Annotated in this window: 14 protein-coding genes and 1 rRNA gene (1 of these 15 running past the window's edge); 11 read left to right on the top strand and 4 right to left on the bottom strand. The window is 37.2% G+C overall.

The features are described from left to right. The first annotated feature begins 9 nt into the window (after positions 1-9). The 4 genes from AB1280_RS15455 (at position 10) to AB1280_RS15440 (ending at position 3210) form a co-directional block, all read left to right on the top strand. Positions 10-285: a gamma-type small acid-soluble spore protein gene (locus tag AB1280_RS15455; RefSeq protein WP_429757352.1), complete on the top strand. Its 276-nt coding sequence runs from the start codon at positions 10-12 to the stop codon at positions 283-285. Between the two features lie 164 nt (positions 286-449). Further along, positions 450-710: a YgaB family protein gene (locus AB1280_RS15450; protein ID WP_429756360.1), complete on the top strand. Its 261-nt coding sequence runs from the start codon at positions 450-452 to the stop codon at positions 708-710. A 151-nt stretch (positions 711-861) separates the two neighbouring features. Then, complete coding sequence (ntdP, locus tag AB1280_RS15445) at positions 862-1392, top strand: nucleoside tri-diphosphate phosphatase (protein ID WP_272188998.1); 531 nt, start codon at positions 862-864, stop codon at positions 1390-1392. Positions 1393-1452: 60 nt separating this feature from the next. Further along, the gene (locus tag AB1280_RS15440; RefSeq protein ID WP_429756359.1) at positions 1453-3210 is read left to right on the top strand and encodes an ABC transporter ATP-binding protein; all 1758 of its coding nucleotides are present in this window, start codon (positions 1453-1455) and stop codon (positions 3208-3210) included. Between the two features lie 17 nt (positions 3211-3227). Here AB1280_RS15440 and AB1280_RS15435 read toward each other — a convergent pair whose 3' ends face one another. The 3 genes from AB1280_RS15435 to AB1280_RS15425 form a co-directional block, all read right to left on the bottom strand. After that, complete coding sequence (locus AB1280_RS15435) at positions 3228-4316, bottom strand: FUSC family protein (RefSeq protein ID WP_272189000.1); 1089 nt, start codon at positions 4314-4316, stop codon at positions 3228-3230. Between the two features lie 188 nt (positions 4317-4504). After that, on the bottom strand, positions 4505-8944 hold the full coding sequence (locus AB1280_RS15430) for a glutamate synthase-related protein (RefSeq protein WP_272189001.1): 4440 nt from the start codon (positions 8942-8944) through the stop codon (positions 4505-4507). Positions 8945-9222: 278 nt separating this feature from the next. Beyond that, a complete protein-coding gene (locus tag AB1280_RS15425) occupies positions 9223-10509 on the bottom strand; it encodes a glutamate-1-semialdehyde 2,1-aminomutase (protein ID WP_429756358.1) in 1287 nt (428 codons plus the stop codon). Between the two features lie 345 nt (positions 10510-10854). Between AB1280_RS15425 and AB1280_RS15420 the strand changes: the two genes are divergently transcribed. The 6 genes from AB1280_RS15420 (at position 10855) to perR (ending at position 15336) form a co-directional block, all read left to right on the top strand. Next, on the top strand, positions 10855-11868 hold the full coding sequence (locus AB1280_RS15420) for an ABC transporter ATP-binding protein (RefSeq protein WP_272189003.1): 1014 nt from the start codon (positions 10855-10857) through the stop codon (positions 11866-11868). Continuing rightward, positions 11861-12652: an ABC transporter permease gene (locus tag AB1280_RS15415; RefSeq protein WP_429756357.1), complete on the top strand. Its 792-nt coding sequence runs from the start codon at positions 11861-11863 to the stop codon at positions 12650-12652. The genes AB1280_RS15420 and AB1280_RS15415 overlap by 8 nt, the downstream gene beginning before the upstream one ends. Before the next feature lie 7 nt (positions 12653-12659). Further along, on the top strand, positions 12660-13445 hold the full coding sequence (locus AB1280_RS15410) for an ABC transporter permease (RefSeq protein WP_272189006.1): 786 nt from the start codon (positions 12660-12662) through the stop codon (positions 13443-13445). 78 nt (positions 13446-13523) lie between these two features. Further along, positions 13524-13928 carry a potassium channel family protein gene (locus AB1280_RS15405; protein ID WP_272189007.1) on the top strand — a complete coding sequence of 135 codons (405 nt, stop codon included), beginning with the start codon at positions 13524-13526 and terminating at the stop codon, positions 13926-13928. A gap of 46 nt (positions 13929-13974) precedes the next feature. Then, positions 13975-14439, top strand: coding sequence for a thioredoxin-dependent thiol peroxidase (gene bcp / locus AB1280_RS15400; RefSeq protein WP_429756356.1), 465 nt, complete (start codon positions 13975-13977; stop codon positions 14437-14439). 471 nt (positions 14440-14910) lie between these two features. Beyond that, positions 14911-15336, top strand: a complete 426-nt coding sequence (perR, locus tag AB1280_RS15395) for a peroxide-responsive transcriptional repressor PerR (protein ID WP_272189010.1) — start codon at positions 14911-14913, stop codon at positions 15334-15336. Between the two features lie 68 nt (positions 15337-15404). Here perR and AB1280_RS15390 read toward each other — a convergent pair whose 3' ends face one another. Continuing rightward, on the bottom strand, positions 15405-15761 hold the full coding sequence (locus AB1280_RS15390) for a YgzB family protein (protein ID WP_272189011.1): 357 nt from the start codon (positions 15759-15761) through the stop codon (positions 15405-15407). 322 nt (positions 15762-16083) lie between these two features. Here AB1280_RS15390 and AB1280_RS15385 point away from each other — a divergent pair. Continuing rightward, positions 16084-16421: ribosomal RNA gene (locus AB1280_RS15385) — 16S ribosomal RNA — on the top strand; it runs 1213 nt beyond the window's last position.

Raw genomic sequence — 16421 nt, 5'->3', positions numbered from 1 at the left:
TTATTTGTTGTGGAGGTGAGAAAGATGAACAAAAAACAACACAATTTAGGTAAAACAACTTCTGGTGCTAGCATTCAAAGCGCAGGTTTTGGAACAGAATTTGCTTCTGAAACAAATGCACAAGAAGTAAGACAACAAAATGCACAAGCAGAAGCTAAAAAATCACAAGCTTCTAGCGCTAGCGCTCAAAGTGCAAGTGCTGGCTATGGTACAGAGTTTGCAACAGAAACAAATGTACAAGCAGTAAAACAACAAAACGCAAAATCAGCTGCAAAAAAATTTTAGTACGAACGAATAACAAAGAAAAAACACTCCTCTAATATAAGGGGAGTGTTTTTTCTTTTTATTTTTGTGAGCCGACATAACTTCTAATAAGTCAACAAATAAAGTCAAAGGAGACGGAACGGCTTTATTCGAAAATATGTAATAGGATTTTTAGGAGGGATAGAATGAAACTGTTTGATGAATTGGTTGAAGAGCAATTGCGGACGATGGATGAATTATTAAAGTTGCAAGTTCATTTAGAAAAATATCAACACCTTGAAATGAATCAGCAAGATGCGAAAGAACTCCATTTTATTCGTCAAGAAATTCAAAGAACAGAAAAGGCATTAAAAGGTTTACAGTTGAAATTTGAGCAACAAACAGCGGCGGTGATTCATTCTTTTGAAAATGAGAAGATGCTTTCGAACGAAGAGACGATTTTATGAATCGGCTCTTTTGTTTTAAAATTTCGACAGAACCGTTATAATAAGAAGAAAAGTGAATTCGGCTCAATATGTTTGAAACAGAAGGAAAAAACAAACGGTATCACAGATAACAACTTTAGAAGAGCATTCACGGCGAAAGAAGGGAGAAAGTATGGGGTTTCCCAAAGAAGGAGAAAAAATACAAATACATAGTTATAAACATAATGGCTCCATTCATAGAATGTGGGAAGAGACAACTGTTTTAAAAGGAACGCAAAGTTGTGTTATTGGGGCAAATGATCGCACGGTCGTAACAGAAGCTGATGGACGAACGTGGATTACTCGTGAACCTGCTGTTTGTTATTTCCATTCAAATTATTGGTTTAATATTATCGGTATGTTAAGGCAGGAAGGTGTGTATTACTATTGTAATTTAAGTTCGCCATTTGCCTATGACCATGAAGCATTAAAATATATTGACTATGATTTAGATATTAAAGTGTATCCTGATATGACGTATACATTGTTGGATGAAGATGAGTACGAAAAACATCGTGAGATTATGAATTATCCAGCTGTCATTGACACGATTCTAAAACGAAATGTTGAATATTTAACGCAATGGATTCATCAACGAAAGGGTCCGTTTGCACCTGATTTTATTGATATGTGGTATGAACGATATTTAATGTATAGAGATTAAAGAAAAACCTGCTAGGGCATCCAGCAGGTTTTGTCCTTTTAACATGATGGGGGGAGTGGCATGAAAGGAATAAAACGGTATCTACAATTTGTAAAACCGTATCGGTGGCTCATTACAACCACTATTGTTATAGGTCTTATTAAATTTGGGATTCCGCTTATTATGCCGTGGCTATTAAAGTATATTATCGATGATATTATTCAAGGCGGAAGTTCACTAGAACAGAAAACATCTCAATTATTTGTAGCTATTGGGATTGCATTGTTTATTTTTGCAGTATTACGTCCTCCAATTGAATATTATCGTCAATACTTTGCGCAGCGTATTGGAAATGCAGTGTTGTATGATTTGAGAAAACATATTTTTGCACACTTACAAAAATTAAGCTTACGGTATTACTCTAATACAAAGACAGGTGAAATTATTTCTCGTGTTATCAATGATGTTGAGCAGACGAAGGACTTCGTTATTACTGGCTTAATGAATGTGTGGCTTGATACAGCAACGGTTTTTATTGCAATTGCAGTTATGTTTTCGATGAATGTGAAATTAACGCTTGTTTCTTTACTCGTACTTCCTGTTTATATAGTTGCAGTCAAATATTTTTTCAGTCGTCTTCGAACATTAACACGCGAGCGTTCGCAAGCACTAGCAACGATGCAAGGATATTTACATGAGCGTATTCAAGGTATGCAAGTGACGCGGAGTTTTGCATTAGAGGAATATGAAAAAGAGCAATTTCAAGGGAAGAACAGCGAATTTTTAATGAAGGCATTATCACATACAAGCTGGACAGCAAGGACATTTTCTACTGTAAACACATTAACAGATCTTGGACCTTTACTCGTAATTGCTTTTTCTGCTTATGAAGTTATTCATGGATCGTTAACACTTGGCACAATGGTCGCTTTTGTTGGATATATGGATAGTTTATATAGTCCGCTTCGCCGCCTTGTGAACTCTTCGACAACACTTACACAAGCTTTCGCTTCCATGGACCGTGTTTTTGAATTACTAGATGAAGAGTACGATATTGTAGATCGTCCAAATGCGATTACAAAGAAGTCGCTTCGAGGTGAAGTTATATTTGAAAATGTTTCATTTCACTATAATGACCATGAACAAGATGTGCTCCGAAATATTTCTTTATCTATTTCACCAGGTGAAAAAGTGGCACTTGTCGGTTTAAGCGGGGGTGGGAAGTCTTCGCTTGCCAGTTTAATTCCTCGCTTTTATGACGTTTCTAGCGGAGCGATTTGTTTAGATGAAATTGATGTTAGAAATTATAATGTGCGGAATTTACGCAGTCATATTGGTCTTGTTTTGCAAGACAACATTTTATTTAGCGATACAGTTGGAGCTAATATTTTATATGGAAGACCCGAGGCAACAGAAGAAGAGATGGTAGAAGCAGCTAAAGCTGCACATATTCATGATTTTATTATGAGGTTGCCTGATAGATATGAAACGGTGGTCGGGGAAAGAGGTGTGAAATTGTCTGGTGGGCAGAGACAACGCATCGCAATTGCGCGTGTATTTTTAAAAAACCCGTCGTTGCTCATTTTAGATGAAGCTACATCTGCACTGGATTTAGAAAATGAACGCTATATTCAAGAAGCGCTGCAAACGTTAGCTGCTGATCGAACTACAATTATTATTGCGCATCGATTATCGACAATTACACACGTAGATACAATCATTTACTTAGAAGATGGTGAAATAAAAGAAAAGGGTTCGCATCAGCAATTAATGCAAAAGCGCGGTTATTATTATAATTTATATCAAATTCAACATATAAAAGAAACGACCCCTTCGTAATAGGAAAGGGTCGTTTTTTATTCATCTTCTCGTTTTTCATGAATTTGTAGTTCGTTTTCTGGGTTATGATACGTATAGAAACTGTCTACAAGTAAATCTAAATGTTCTACTTCCTCGCTATAATTAATAATAGCTGAAACGAGAGGAAACAGGTGAAGCCATATTCGATAGCTCTCTTCATCATCTTTATTTTGATAGTTCATAAATATATCAATTAGTTGTTGTTTCCCAATAGAAACTTCGTCAAGAATTTCAACAGATTGTTGTTTCTTTGCTTTCCCGATAAATTTGAGTAATACTTGCTCGTGATAATGAGTTAATGAATCAAGCTCATTTTGAATCGATTCTTGAAATGATTCTGGCATATATCGTAACTCGTTCTCTGTTCGATGGAGCGCCTTTAATGTACTTAAAGCGCGGCTTGTTGTTGCTAACATTTGTCTAAATAGGACTAGTTTACGAATTTTAGCAACTTGTACTTTTTTTGTATAACTTCTTTCTTCTTTATACAACAAATAGTAATGATTGAGACGAATCATTTTTTCTTTCATACGATCAATATCTGTTTTCAATGTTGTGAAATCAGATGCTTGCCTACTGCTCATTCGAATCCATTTTACAATTTCTTCTGTGTTATCTACGATTTTATGGTAGAGTTTTGTTTCGTATTTTGGCGGCATAAATACTAAGTTTACGAGAGATGCCGCAATAATTCCAACCATAATTGTTGCAAATCGTAATAGGGCAAAATCAAAGAAATTTGCTCCTTGATATTCCATAATCGCAATAACCGTTACGAGCGCAATAGAAATGGTATTTTCTAGATGTAGTTTTAAAGCAAGTGCAATAACTAATATGCACGTTAATCCAATAGTAAGAGGATTACTTCCAAAAGCAAACACAAAGACAATGGCAAAAATTGCTCCCATTACATTTGCTTGAATTTGTTCTAAAGCTGTTAAATATGAGCGGTACACAGAAGGTTGTACAGCAAAAATTGCTGAGATTCCCGCAAATACAGGGCTTGGTAATTCAAGCAGAACACATGTAAATAAAGCTAATGTAATGGCAATACCCGTTTTTAAAACGCGAGCACCAAGTTTCATACTCTTTTTTATATCCTTTCTTCCTCGTCAGAATAAATGTACAATATGATACTATACATTCATTAACCTATGTTAGCAAGTAGTATTTTAATGAAAAAACCTGCTGAATTTCAGCAGGTTTTTTCGATTTGTTATAGAGTACTATGAGAATGAAAAGTCGTCAATAAGAAAGCTGTTAACCTTTCGCTTTACTCTGTTGAAACAGATGGATCGGCTTGCTCTTTTGTTGGAATTACTTCGTAGAAATGAGAATTTAGATTGGATAACAAAAGTGAGAGAAGAGCAACCTCTTTGTATTGTTCATGCTCATTTAATATACGAAGGTAATCTAATAATAACTCCTTCACATCAGATTCTCCTGTTTTGCTGAGTGGGCGAAGAGTAACATTCGCTCCTTTTGCAATTCGTCGTTTTAATGATTGTTCTGTTAATCCAAAATCAGGATGATGACGTAAGTAGACAACTCCGCCCGTCATTCCAGCACAAATCCATGGGCCAGGGTCGCCGAGGACGAGCGCGCGACCGTTTGTCATATATTCAAAAGCAAATCCTTTTATATTAGCATGAACACCAATATTTCCATGTTCTTCTTTCGGGATTGGTTTTGTCATTCTTCCGCCAATAATCATATCAGCTCCTGAGAGACGAATGCCTGCTCTAGCGTCAGCATTTCCTTGTACATATAATGCTCCTTTTTGTGCACCGTATCCGAATCCTTTTCCAACAGAACCGTTATAGTATTTGCCATCTTTTCCTTTTGTTTTCGTAATATAAATACCACCGCCAAAAGCTGTTTTTCCAATACCGTCTTGTGCACCGCCGTTGACATGAATAAAGAGGTTCTCACTATTATAGGCGCCTAGTCCATTTCCAGGAACAGAACCGTTTGTATATTTTAATGTGATTGGATCTAATACACCATTTTCATACAGTTTACTGCGAATACGATAGCAAGATTCCATACCGCCCATCACACGTTGATCGACACCAACACGAATAAGTTCTTTAGATGTAATAGAATAATGAGCATTGCTGTATTCTTGAGGTGTTGCTGTTTGCAGGGCAGTGTATGTTACATCTTCTAATGTTTGTAATAAGTAATGTAAATTTAGTAAATGCTGGCCATGTGTTTGTTCTAATAGATCAGAACGACCGACGATTTCTTGTAAGTTGCTATAACCAAGCTGCGCTGTTAATCGTTTTAGTTCTGTGCCAAAAGCTGTGAATAAATGTAACAATCCTTCTACAGCACTTTCAAAATCTCGCGGCACGAAGCGGCGCAGGCCATGTTCTTTCGCTTGTGCTTCAGATTCAATTTGCGTTGCAATCCCGACATGACAAGTATCTAAATGACAGCCGCGGCATGTTGTACAACCAATCGCAATCATAGACAGTGTTCCGAAGCCGATGCGGTTTGCGCCAAGTAGCATAATTTTTAATGCATCTGCAGCACTGCGGATGCCGCCGTCAGCCCAAATTTCTACACGATGCCTCATTCCTGCTTCTAACAAGGCGTTATGAGCAGCTTTTACACCAATTTCAACAGGAAGACCAACGTGTTGCAGGGCATGAATACGTGCAGCACCTGTCCCACCATCGAAACCACTAATATTAATAAAATCAGCACCAGCTTTGGCGATGCCTACTGCAATGGTTCCGATATTAGGGACAACGGGAACTTTAACAGCTACTTTTGCGTGTTGGTTGGCAGTTTTAATTTCAGTAATAATTTGTGCTAAATCTTCAATTGAATAAATGTCATGATTATTGGAAGGTGAGATTAAATCCGAACCAATTGTTGCATTTCGCGCTTCTGCAATTTTTGCCGTTACTTTTGAACCTGGTAAATGTCCGCCTTCTCCTGGCTTTGCTCCTTGCCCAATTTTAATTTCAATTAAATTAGATGAATTCAGAAGCTCAGCGTTGACACCAAAACGCCCTGATGCGATCTGTTGCCCGCGTGTATGTGGATATTTACCAATCATATCTTTAATTTCGCCGCCTTCGCCGTTTAAACTAATCATATTTAATCGGTTAGCAGCCTCGGCGTAAGCACGGAAGGCAATTTCATTTTGTGAGCCAAATGACATCGAACTAATAATAAATGGGAGACTATGATTTTTTACTGCAATTGAAACTTTTTCAATGGGCGTTTTATCATCTGTTTCTTTTATTTTTATTAGGTGACGAATTGCCGTTGGATTTTTTGCTTCTAATTCATCCAGTTTTTCACGGTAGTCATCGTATGCATTTCCTTTTGCAATATCTCCAATCGCTTTCCAAATGCGCGGGAATAGATGAAACGTTTTTCGTATGTTTGTTTTTTCATTTGTATAATCGATTGCCCGGACTTTTGCATCTTCTGCTAGTGCTTGTAGCGAAAAATCCAACGCACCGGATCCAAGGAAATTTGTAATATCCAATAGTTGTGCAATTTCTTCGTGTAGACCTATGGAAGAGAAGAGGCGACCATAGCCGCGTAATTCATGAATTCCAAGTGTTGAAATCACTTTTTCAATGCCTTTATTCAATGCGTTATATAAATTGAGAAGAGACGTTTTTGTTCCATCGTTTACTGTTGCAAATGTAAGGTATGGATTGATAACATCTGCTCCTAAACCATATAAAGTTACAATGTCGTGCAGGGAACGAAGCGCCGCGGAACGTACGACAATTGCACAATCACGGCGGAGTTTATGCTTCACGAGCTCTTGATGGATTTTTGCTGTAAGTAAGTGCGGATCAATCCATAATTGGCCGTTTTGATGAGCTTTTGCATCATCAATGATAAGAAGCGATGTCCCTTTTTTTATTGCAAGTGCAGCTTCTGCTCCAAGGCGATTCAGTGCCGCACCTAAAGTTTCATCCTCTGTAAACGTTCCAGATAATTTATAAACAGTGCTGTGCAGAGCAAACATACGGATGAGTTGTTCATAAGATACTGTGTCTAGCTGCCCGGCAGCTTGTTGTCCAGATGCTCCTTCTAAGACAACTGGGCTTGGGAGTTCTACAATAAATGGTTGTTCGTTTGATGCGTGCAGATTTGGCCTTTTCCCTACAATTGTACGTGTAGAAAAGTGCTCTACTTCTCGGTCGCGATCAATTGCAGGGTTTGTTACAACAGCAACGCTTTCCTTTATAAAATCAGCAATGTTTCGTCTTCCTATATCGAGTGCTGCAAGAGGGGCGTCGTGCCCAAGGGAACGAATTGGTTCAGCTCCTTTCTCAGCCATTTGTTCGAGAAGCTGAATATGTTCGCGGTCCCAACCGAAAGCTGCGTATTGCTCTGTTTTTACTTCTGTAATTGAAACTAGGTCATCTAATGCATCTGTTGGCGGAGCTTGTAGATGATAACGATAGTTGATACATTCAATTCGTTGTTTCATACGTGCATATACTTCTTTTTGGTATGCGTCGTATTCGTATAAAATAAGATCGCCTTCTGCGTTTCGCTTTAGTCCTATTTTTTCCCCTGGAGCAAGTGATTTTGGTTCTGCGACATATTCAGCCGGAGAAATAACACCTGGTTCAGAGGAAAAAATATAAGAGCTTTCTGTTTCTACTTTCCAAACGGGGCGTAACCCAAGGGAGTCTACGCTAAAAACAGCCTCATCTTTATGGCGTGAAATAATTCCTGCCGGCCCTTGAGCGAAATGTCCCCATGCTTCACGTATATACGTATATAAATCTTGCATATGCGGTTTGTATAATTTAATTTCATTAACAATTGGTGGAAATAATATGTCCATTGCTTCGAATAAGCTGTAGTTGTAATGGGTAAGAAGTGTTTCTAGCGTCCTGTTTAAGTCTTGTGAGTCACTGCCACCATTTGTAAGCGGCACATCAATCATTTCTGCTTGATCTCGCAGTTTAGAGATTGTATTAATTTCACCATTATGTCCAAGGATACTAAATGGTTGAACGCGAAAAAAATTAGATAATGTATTAGTGGAATAACGGTTATGGCCAAGTGTCATTGTAGATGCGATGAGTGGATGACGCAGGTCATCATAATAGGATACAAGTGTATCACCAGCTCCGAGCACCTTATAAACAACATAATCTGGACTGAATGACGCAATATGAATTGCTTCATTCTTTTCGATTTCAATCGTTAGCGAGAATAATAATTGATCAATCTTTTCATGTTGTTTTTCTGGAATAACGGCAATTTGCCAAAATAGCGGTTCTTCTTGTTTGCCAAGAGGTCCAAGGGCATCAGAGTTGGTTACGGCGCTAGTTTCAAATATAATCGCTAAACTTTCTCTTTGTAGTAAAGAACGGATATCATTTTGTAAGGCGTTTGTATCTTGTTTTTGATGTAGAAAAAAATGGCCAACGATAAAGTGAGGGTGGTTCACTAATGTTGGATTATAACCGTTTTTCCGTAATTTTTCTTTCCAAAGTGTTTTCGGAAGATCAATATGAATTCCGATTCCATCGCCTTCGTTATTAATAAATCCAGCGCGGTGATTCATTTTTACAAGAGATTGTATGCAAAGATCAATGTTTTTTTTCGTCGGAATGTTTTGTTTCTCCATTACGGAAACGATTCCACAAGCATCATGTTCGGCATTTGCATAATTTTGAAATAGAGATGGTGTCCATTTATTTGTTGTACCTGGCATTCGTCAATCCTCCTTTTTGAATTCAGAATAATCGAAATATTAAAGGTGTACGACACCTAATATTTATAATAATAACAATGAAACTTTTGGCTGTTATCCCTTGCGTGTGTTTTCACGTTTCTTGAATATTGAGGTAGGGGCTTACTGCCAAAAAGAAGCGGGATAAATCTTTATTTCTGATTAAAGGTAGATAATTATGAATAATTATACTATTGATGTGCAATTTATGAAATAGTAAAAATAAAAAAACAGAGGGTGAGCTCTGTTTTTTTGTTTTATTATAAGGCAGCAAATGCTCTGCCAACGGCTTCAATTGTGTACGCAATGTCTTCTTTTGTATGTTCTGTAGTTAAGAACCAAGCCTCATATTTAGATGGTGCTAAGTTAATTCCTTCATGAAGCATTAGTTTGAAGAACTTACCGAACATTTCACCATCTGTATTTTGTGCAGCATCGTAGTCTTCGATCTTATCTTTTGTAAAGTATACTGTTAAAGCACCTTTTAGACGATTAACTGTAATATCGATATTATGTGTAGCAGCTTGTTCTAGAATGCCTTTTTCAAGCATTGCTCCAAGTTCATCTAGTTTTTCATATACACCTTCTTGCTTAAGTACCTCTAAGCAGGCGATACCAGCAGTCATAGAAGCTGGGTTTCCGGCCATTGTACCCGCTTGATAAGCAGGACCAAGTGGTGCAACTTGCTCCATAATTTCTTTTTTCCCGCCGTAAGCACCGATTGGAAGACCACCGCCAATTATTTTGCCAAGTGCTGTTAAGTCTGGTGTTACTCCAAGTAAATCTTGAGCGCCGCCATACATAAAGCGGAAAGCTGTAATAACCTCATCATAAATAACTAATGCACCTGCTGCATGAACAAGTTCATTTACTTTTTCAAGGAATCCTGGTTTTGGTTCAACAATACCGAAGTTTCCAACAATTGGTTCTACAAGAATCGCGGCAATTTCATGTCCCCATTTATCTAAAGCTTCTTTTAATGTATCTACATTATTAAAAGGAACTGTAATTACTTCTTGTGCAATACTTTGCGGTACACCGGCAGAATCAGGAGTACCAAGTGTAGAAGGACCAGAGCCTGCTGCTACAAGAACTAAGTCCGAATGTCCATGGTAGCAACCAGCAAATTTCATGATTTTTGTGCGTCCTGTATAAGCGCGAGCGACACGGATTGTTGTCATAACAGCTTCTGTTCCTGAGTTTACAAAACGTACTTTATCCATCGCTGGCATAGCTTCTTTTAGCATTTTTGCAAATTTTACTTCCAAAGCTGTTGGTGTTCCGTATAACACACCATTTTCGGCAGCGACTTTAATCGCTTCTGTTACATGTGGATGAGCATGACCCGTAATAATCGGTCCGTATGCTGCTAAATAATCAATATATTTGTTGCCGTCCACGTCCCAAAAGTAAGCACCTTTACCGCGCTCCATTGCAACTGGTGAACCGCCGCCAACTGCTTTAAAAGAGCGAGAAGGACTGTTTACACCACCAACGATATGTTCTAAAGCTTCTTTATGTAGTTCTTCTGACTTTGTGAACTTCATGAAAATTCATCTCCTTACAAAAATCTATGTATTATTTTAACACGTTTTTGAGAAAGGCGTATTGTTTGTACAAGTTGCTACGGTTGGGTAAACTATTCGTTGTGCGAAATAGAAACTTTCACTATTGCATTGATAATTATATAAAACCCTTTTTTAGAGGGACGAGAGCATCTGGCCATGGATAGATGCGGTCGGTTCCTTTTCCTCTCATATGCCAAGTTTAAAACAAAGGGAGAAAGCGAATGGGGTCAGGTTGCGCGATTTATATGTCAAAAAATATATAGTTGGGCATATCGCCAGGAAAGATACTGTTTACTAGAGTGGAAGGTAGAAAGGAGAATCGGAATGGAGACGGTTATTGAGGTAAAAGATTTACGAAAAGAATTTACATCGTATTCAAGCCGCTCAGGATTAAAAGGAGCGTTTCGTGATTTATTAAATCGTAATTATAAAATTGTCCCAGCAGTAAATGATATTTCGTTTACTGTAAAGCAAGGCGAGATGGTTGGATATATTGGAGAAAATGGTGCTGGTAAATCCACTACTATTAAAATGCTAACAGGTATTTTGACACCTACTGCTGGACACATTACTGTGAATGGCATGAATCCTCACAAACAAAGGGAAGAATTTGTGAAAACAATTGGTGTTGTGTTTGGTCAACGTTCGCAGCTTTGGTGGGATATTGCTGTGCAAGAATCATTTCGTTTGTTAAAAAAAGTATATGGTGTATCTGATGCACAATATAAAGAACATATGGAACATGTAATTGAAACGTTAGATATTGGTCCGTTATTGGATAAGCCCGTTCGGAAGTTATCGCTCGGACAACGAATGCGCTGTGAATTAGCGGCAGCTTTAATTCATAATCCACCGCTATTATTTTTAGATGAACCAACAATCGGTCTTGATGTTCTTGTGAAATTAAAAATTCGTGACTTTCTAAAAGAAATGAATGAACGTTATAAAACAACAATTTTACTAACGACACATGACATTACAGACATTGAAGCGCTTTGTGATCGTGTTGTCATGCTAGATGAAGGAAAAATAATGTATGACGGATCTTTAGACAAGCTACGCGCGCAATGGGGAGCAGAAAAAGAAATTCACTTTCAATTTGTAACCTCTGTTTCTTATCAGCAACTTGCGATGTTAATGCCTGATAATGATGTAGTTTGGGCACAAGGAAAAGAACAACATACATGGATTGCCAAGATCCCAAATGAAGAAGTCATAATTTCGACTCTTATCTCAAAAGTTGTCCAATCTTTTGCAATTAAAGACTTAAAAATTAATGAAGTATCTACAGAAGAAATTATTCGTAATATTTATGAAGAGGGCATGATTCATGGGTAAGTATATTGAAATGATTCGCGTTCGTTTTCTAATGATGCTTGCGTATCGAACAAATTATTATAGCGGTATTATCATTTATACAATTAATATCGGAGCATATTACTTTTTATGGCAAGCCATCTATAGCGGAAAAGAAAATATCGAAAGTTTATCCGTTACACAAATGACAACATACATTGCAATTGCCTGGATGGCCCGTGCATTTTATTTTAATAATATTGATCGGGAGATTGCGATGGAAATTAAAGAAGGACGGGTTGCGGTTGAGTTAATTCGTCCCTATAACTATTTAGGTATGAAAGTAATGCAAGGATTAGGAGAAGGGATTTTCCGATTTGCTTTCTTCTCTATCCCAGGTATGGTCATTGTTACATTATTATTTTCACTGCAAATGTCAACGAATGTTCAAACGTGGTTGTACTTTTTCCTATCATTATTATTTAGTTTTATCATTAATACACAAATTAACTTAATGACAGGAATGTTAACGTTCTTTTTATTTAATAATAATGGAATTATGTATGCAAAACGCGTTGTGATTGATTTGTTTTCAGGATTATTACTTCCGATTAGCTTCTATCCGTTATGGGCGCAAAAAGTAATGACATTTCTGCCGTTTCAAGCAATTAGTTATATTCCGAGTATGATTTTCTCGGAAGGAATACAAGGTGAGGCGATTTATAAAGCTTTATTATTTCAAATAACATGGGCAGTGCTGCTCATTATTCCAATTGTTATGATGTGGAAAACAGCAAGAAAACGGCTGATTGTACAAGGGGGATGATGAGAGAATGTTATATTTTAAGTTGTTTTTACAATATGCAAGTCAATATATAAAAACGAAGCTAGAATATCGTGGGGATTTTATTGTTGGTTTACTATCTGATTTATTGCTGCAGGCAGTAAACTTAATTTTTATTCTTGTTGTATTTGGACATACACAAGCGTTAAAAGGGTGGAACAGGGAAGAAGTGATCTTTATTTATGGTTTTTTCCTAGTTCCGTTTGCGATTTTCTCTTCATTCTTTAATATATGGGATTTTAATGATCGTTATATCGTAAAAGGGGAAATGGACCGCATTTTAACACGCCCTATTCATAGTTTATTCCAAGTAATTTTAGAACGAATGGAATTGGAGTCTCTCATTGGTGCAATAACCGGTTTTGGCGTAATGGGATATGCTGCACTTCAGCTTCAATTAACATTTCATTGGTATGATGTTTTTCTATTTCTATTGATGGTACTAGGCGGTGCATTCGTGTATGGTGGGATTTTCGTAACGCTTGCAAGTATTGGCTTTTGGTCAGATGCAAGAAGTTCGATTATGCCGCTCATGTATAACATCGGAAACTACGGACGTTATCCTGTTAATATTTATAATCGCGTCATTCGTTTTGTTTTAACGTTTATATTACCGTTTGCTTTTGTTGGTGTATATCCGGCATCTTACTTTTTAGGAAAAACAGAATGGAACTCCTATGCATTTGTAACACCGATTGTTGGGGTTATTTGTATTTCAATTGGGTTTTTTATTTGGAATTTAGGAGTAAAGCGATATCGCGGTGCGGGAAATTAGTCTATATCTTTAGACTAAGAGGGTTCATATGGGATAAATCACCTTTTGTCCTCATAGAAATAAAATGAGGTGGAGGACATGTTGTGGGTGATGATTTTATTAATTGCTGCGATTGCTGTATTACGAAGTATACAATTGCTATGGAGTTCGGCAGGAGAATCAAACCGTTTTTTCTCTTTGTATAATCTGATTTCGTTATTTCTTATTTATACAACGGTACTCATTGCATTTGCGCTTAGTTATGTTGTATTAGAAGAAAGTGGATTTTCGGTATTGAAAGAAGACGGCAAATTAGTGGTGAATCACTCATTTGCTCTTGTAGAAATATGTTTATATTTTAGTGCAATTACATTGTTATCAGTCGGATATGGCGATGTAACGCCGATTGGAATTGGCCGTTGGATTGCGATTGTAGAAGCGCTAATTGGATATACGATGCCATTTGCATTTGTTGTGCGGACAGTTATGGAAAATGAAAAGTAATAGGATATTTGATATAGTGGAAGCAAAAGAGAAGGAGTGATTTTGCATGGTTGCAGTAGGAGAAATGGCACCGGATTTCACGTTAGAAGCAAGTAATGGAGAACAAGTAAAATTATCTGATTTTCGAGGGAAACACATTGTCATTTATTTTTATCCGAAAGATATGACACCAGGTTGTACAACTGAGGCGTGTGATTTTCGTGATCACCATGTAACTTTTGGGGAGTTAGAGTGTGTAATTTTAGGGATAAGCACAGACTCTTTGCAGCGACATGAGAAATTTATCGAAAAATATAGTTTGCCGTTTTTGTTGTTAGCTGATGAAAATCACGCAGTTGCAGAAATGTATGATGTGTGGAAGCTTAAGAAAAACTTCGGAAAAGAGTACATGGGAATTGAAAGATCCACATTTATAGTCGATAAAGAAGGACAGTTAGTGAAAGAATGGAGAAAGGTTAAAGTTAAGGGGCATGTAGAAGAAGCGTTGGAATTTGTTAAAGAAAATTTATAATGGGCCTCTAAAGTAAACGAGACAGTATGTACAAATAGAAATTTACACAGAATAAAATAATTAGTGAAATATTGTAAGGCATATGACCATACACTTTTGGGAATTTTTCATATGTTAACAGTGTAGGGCATACCTCCTCAGATGATAGTTTTTCATGTGCGAGTTTTTCTCGCACTTTTTTCGTGTAAGTGTATAAAAAGAAGCCAGATCACCTAAAAATAAAATAAAGTGACACTTTATGAAGGGGAAGTATATATTCTCCAACTAACCTTTTTGTTTTTTTGATATCTTTGAAGTGGGATTGTTGTTGACACCCACGTTAACTATGTTTGTACAGTTTATTAAATTTGGAACAAGTTTAAGAATAAAATACATAGTTATAGTAGAAATGTTGACGAGTGGAAAGAAAAGGAGTACACTCTTTATAAGAATTATAAAATGATAATCCGTATAGAATCGGGGTGCATGACGGTGGTCAAAGAAGAATTAAAAGAAGCGCTGGAAATGTTGAAAAATACGGGTGTACGCATTACTCCACAGCGTCATGCTATTTTAGAGTACCTTGTGGAATCTATGATGCATCCAACAGCGGATGAGATTTATAAAGCGTTAGAAGGTAAGTTTCCAAATATGAGTGTTGCAACAGTTTATAATAACTTGCGCGTGTTTAAGGAAGTGGGGCTTGTAAAAGAGCTTACCTATGGTGATGCTTCTAGTAGATTTGATTACGTTACCAGTCAGCATTATCACGTTATTTGTGAAAACTGTGGTAAAATTGTTGATTTTCCGTATACAGGTCTAGAGGAGATTGAGAACGAAGCTGCGAAAGCAACGGGTTTTGTAATCAATAGTCACCGTTTAGAAATTTACGGTGTTTGTCAGGACTGTAATAAGTAATACAATTAATTAAGGAGCTGACGCTTTAAGTCAGCTCTTTTTTATTGAAAGTAAATATAGGTTTCTTGTTAAACTTTGTAACCCTTTCGGTTGTATTTTTCATCAAACTCTTTTCCTTCTAACTGTCGATCAAGTGTGAGTGGCTGATTACAATGCATGCAAGCATCAACTCGCCCGAGTATTTTTGTTGGTTTGTTACAAGATGGACAAATAACTTGAACGGTTTTTGTTGATAGCATACCAATCCAAAAATAAACAACAGTACTAGCGATGACAGCAAAAAAACCGACCATCATAAAAATTGTCATAATAAGAATGTTTTCTCGGAAGAAGACCCCTAAGTATGCAATGAAAAGTCCAATAAATACTAAACTTAATGCAAAAGTTCTAATCTTATTGATTTTATTTGAGTATTTTATGCTCATCCCTTTCACCTTCCTATAGTTTATAATATAACATAAATTTCTGAATTTTTGGATTATCAAAGGCATCTAGGTGTTTTATTGGGATGTGAATTTTTTTATAAAAAGTGTTGACCATCTATAATGAGCATGCTATATTAATAAACGTCGCTGCTGCACAAGAGCAGAAAGTAGACAAAAAAGAAATGAAAAATGAAGTTGACATCAAAAAACAAAGATGTTAACATGAGGAAGTCGCAATTGAGCGGCGGATAAGTTCTTTGAAAACTGAACGAAACAAACAACGTGAAACGTCAATTTTTATTTATGATGCTAGACAAACACTTTATTGGAGAGTTTGATCCTGGCTCAGGATGAACGCTGGCGGCGTGCCTAATACATGCAAGTCGAGCGAACCGATTAAGAGCTTGCTCTTAAGAAGTTAGCGGCGGACGGGTGAGTAACACGTAGGTAACCTGCCTATAAGACTGGGATAACTCCGGGAAACCGGGGCTAATACCGGATAACATTTTGCACCGCATGGTGCGAAATTGAAAGGCGGCTTCGGCTGTCACTTATAGATGGACCTGCGGCGCATTAGCTAGTTGGTGAGGTAACGGCTCACCAAGGCGACGATGCGTAGCCGACCTGAGAGGGTGATCGGCCACACTGGGACTGAGACAC

The organism is Bacillus sp. S10(2024) (assembly GCF_050473865.1).
GTDB lineage: Bacteria > Bacillota > Bacilli > Bacillales > Bacillaceae_G > Bacillus_A.
The sequence above is the reverse complement of the archived record's forward strand: the minus strand, read 5'-3'. Positions and strand labels throughout refer to the sequence as shown.

Bases quoted from the DNA above. Each gene is read 5' to 3' on its own strand.
- AB1280_RS15430 (WP_272189001.1), bottom strand. From the start codon at position 8,944: ATGCCAGGTACAACAAATAAATGGACACCATCTCTATTTCAAAATTAT.
- AB1280_RS15450 (WP_429756360.1), top strand. From the start codon at position 450: ATGAAACTGTTTGATGAATTGGTTGAAGAGCAATTGCGGACGATGGAT.
- AB1280_RS15410 (WP_272189006.1), top strand. From the start codon at position 12,660: ATGTTATATTTTAAGTTGTTTTTACAATATGCAAGTCAATATATAAAA.
- ntdP (WP_272188998.1), top strand. From the start codon at position 862: ATGGGGTTTCCCAAAGAAGGAGAAAAAATACAAATACATAGTTATAAA.
- AB1280_RS15435 (WP_272189000.1), bottom strand. From the start codon at position 4,316: ATGAAACTTGGTGCTCGCGTTTTAAAAACGGGTATTGCCATTACATTA.
- bcp (WP_429756356.1), top strand. From the start codon at position 13,975: ATGGTTGCAGTAGGAGAAATGGCACCGGATTTCACGTTAGAAGCAAGT.
- AB1280_RS15440 (WP_429756359.1), top strand. From the start codon at position 1,453: ATGAAAGGAATAAAACGGTATCTACAATTTGTAAAACCGTATCGGTGG.
- AB1280_RS15405 (WP_272189007.1), top strand. From the start codon at position 13,524: ATGTTGTGGGTGATGATTTTATTAATTGCTGCGATTGCTGTATTACGA.
- AB1280_RS15415 (WP_429756357.1), top strand. From the start codon at position 11,861: ATGGGTAAGTATATTGAAATGATTCGCGTTCGTTTTCTAATGATGCTT.
- AB1280_RS15390 (WP_272189011.1), bottom strand. From the start codon at position 15,761: ATGAGCATAAAATACTCAAATAAAATCAATAAGATTAGAACTTTTGCA.
- AB1280_RS15420 (WP_272189003.1), top strand. From the start codon at position 10,855: ATGGAGACGGTTATTGAGGTAAAAGATTTACGAAAAGAATTTACATCG.
- AB1280_RS15425 (WP_429756358.1), bottom strand. From the start codon at position 10,509: ATGAAGTTCACAAAGTCAGAAGAACTACATAAAGAAGCTTTAGAACAT.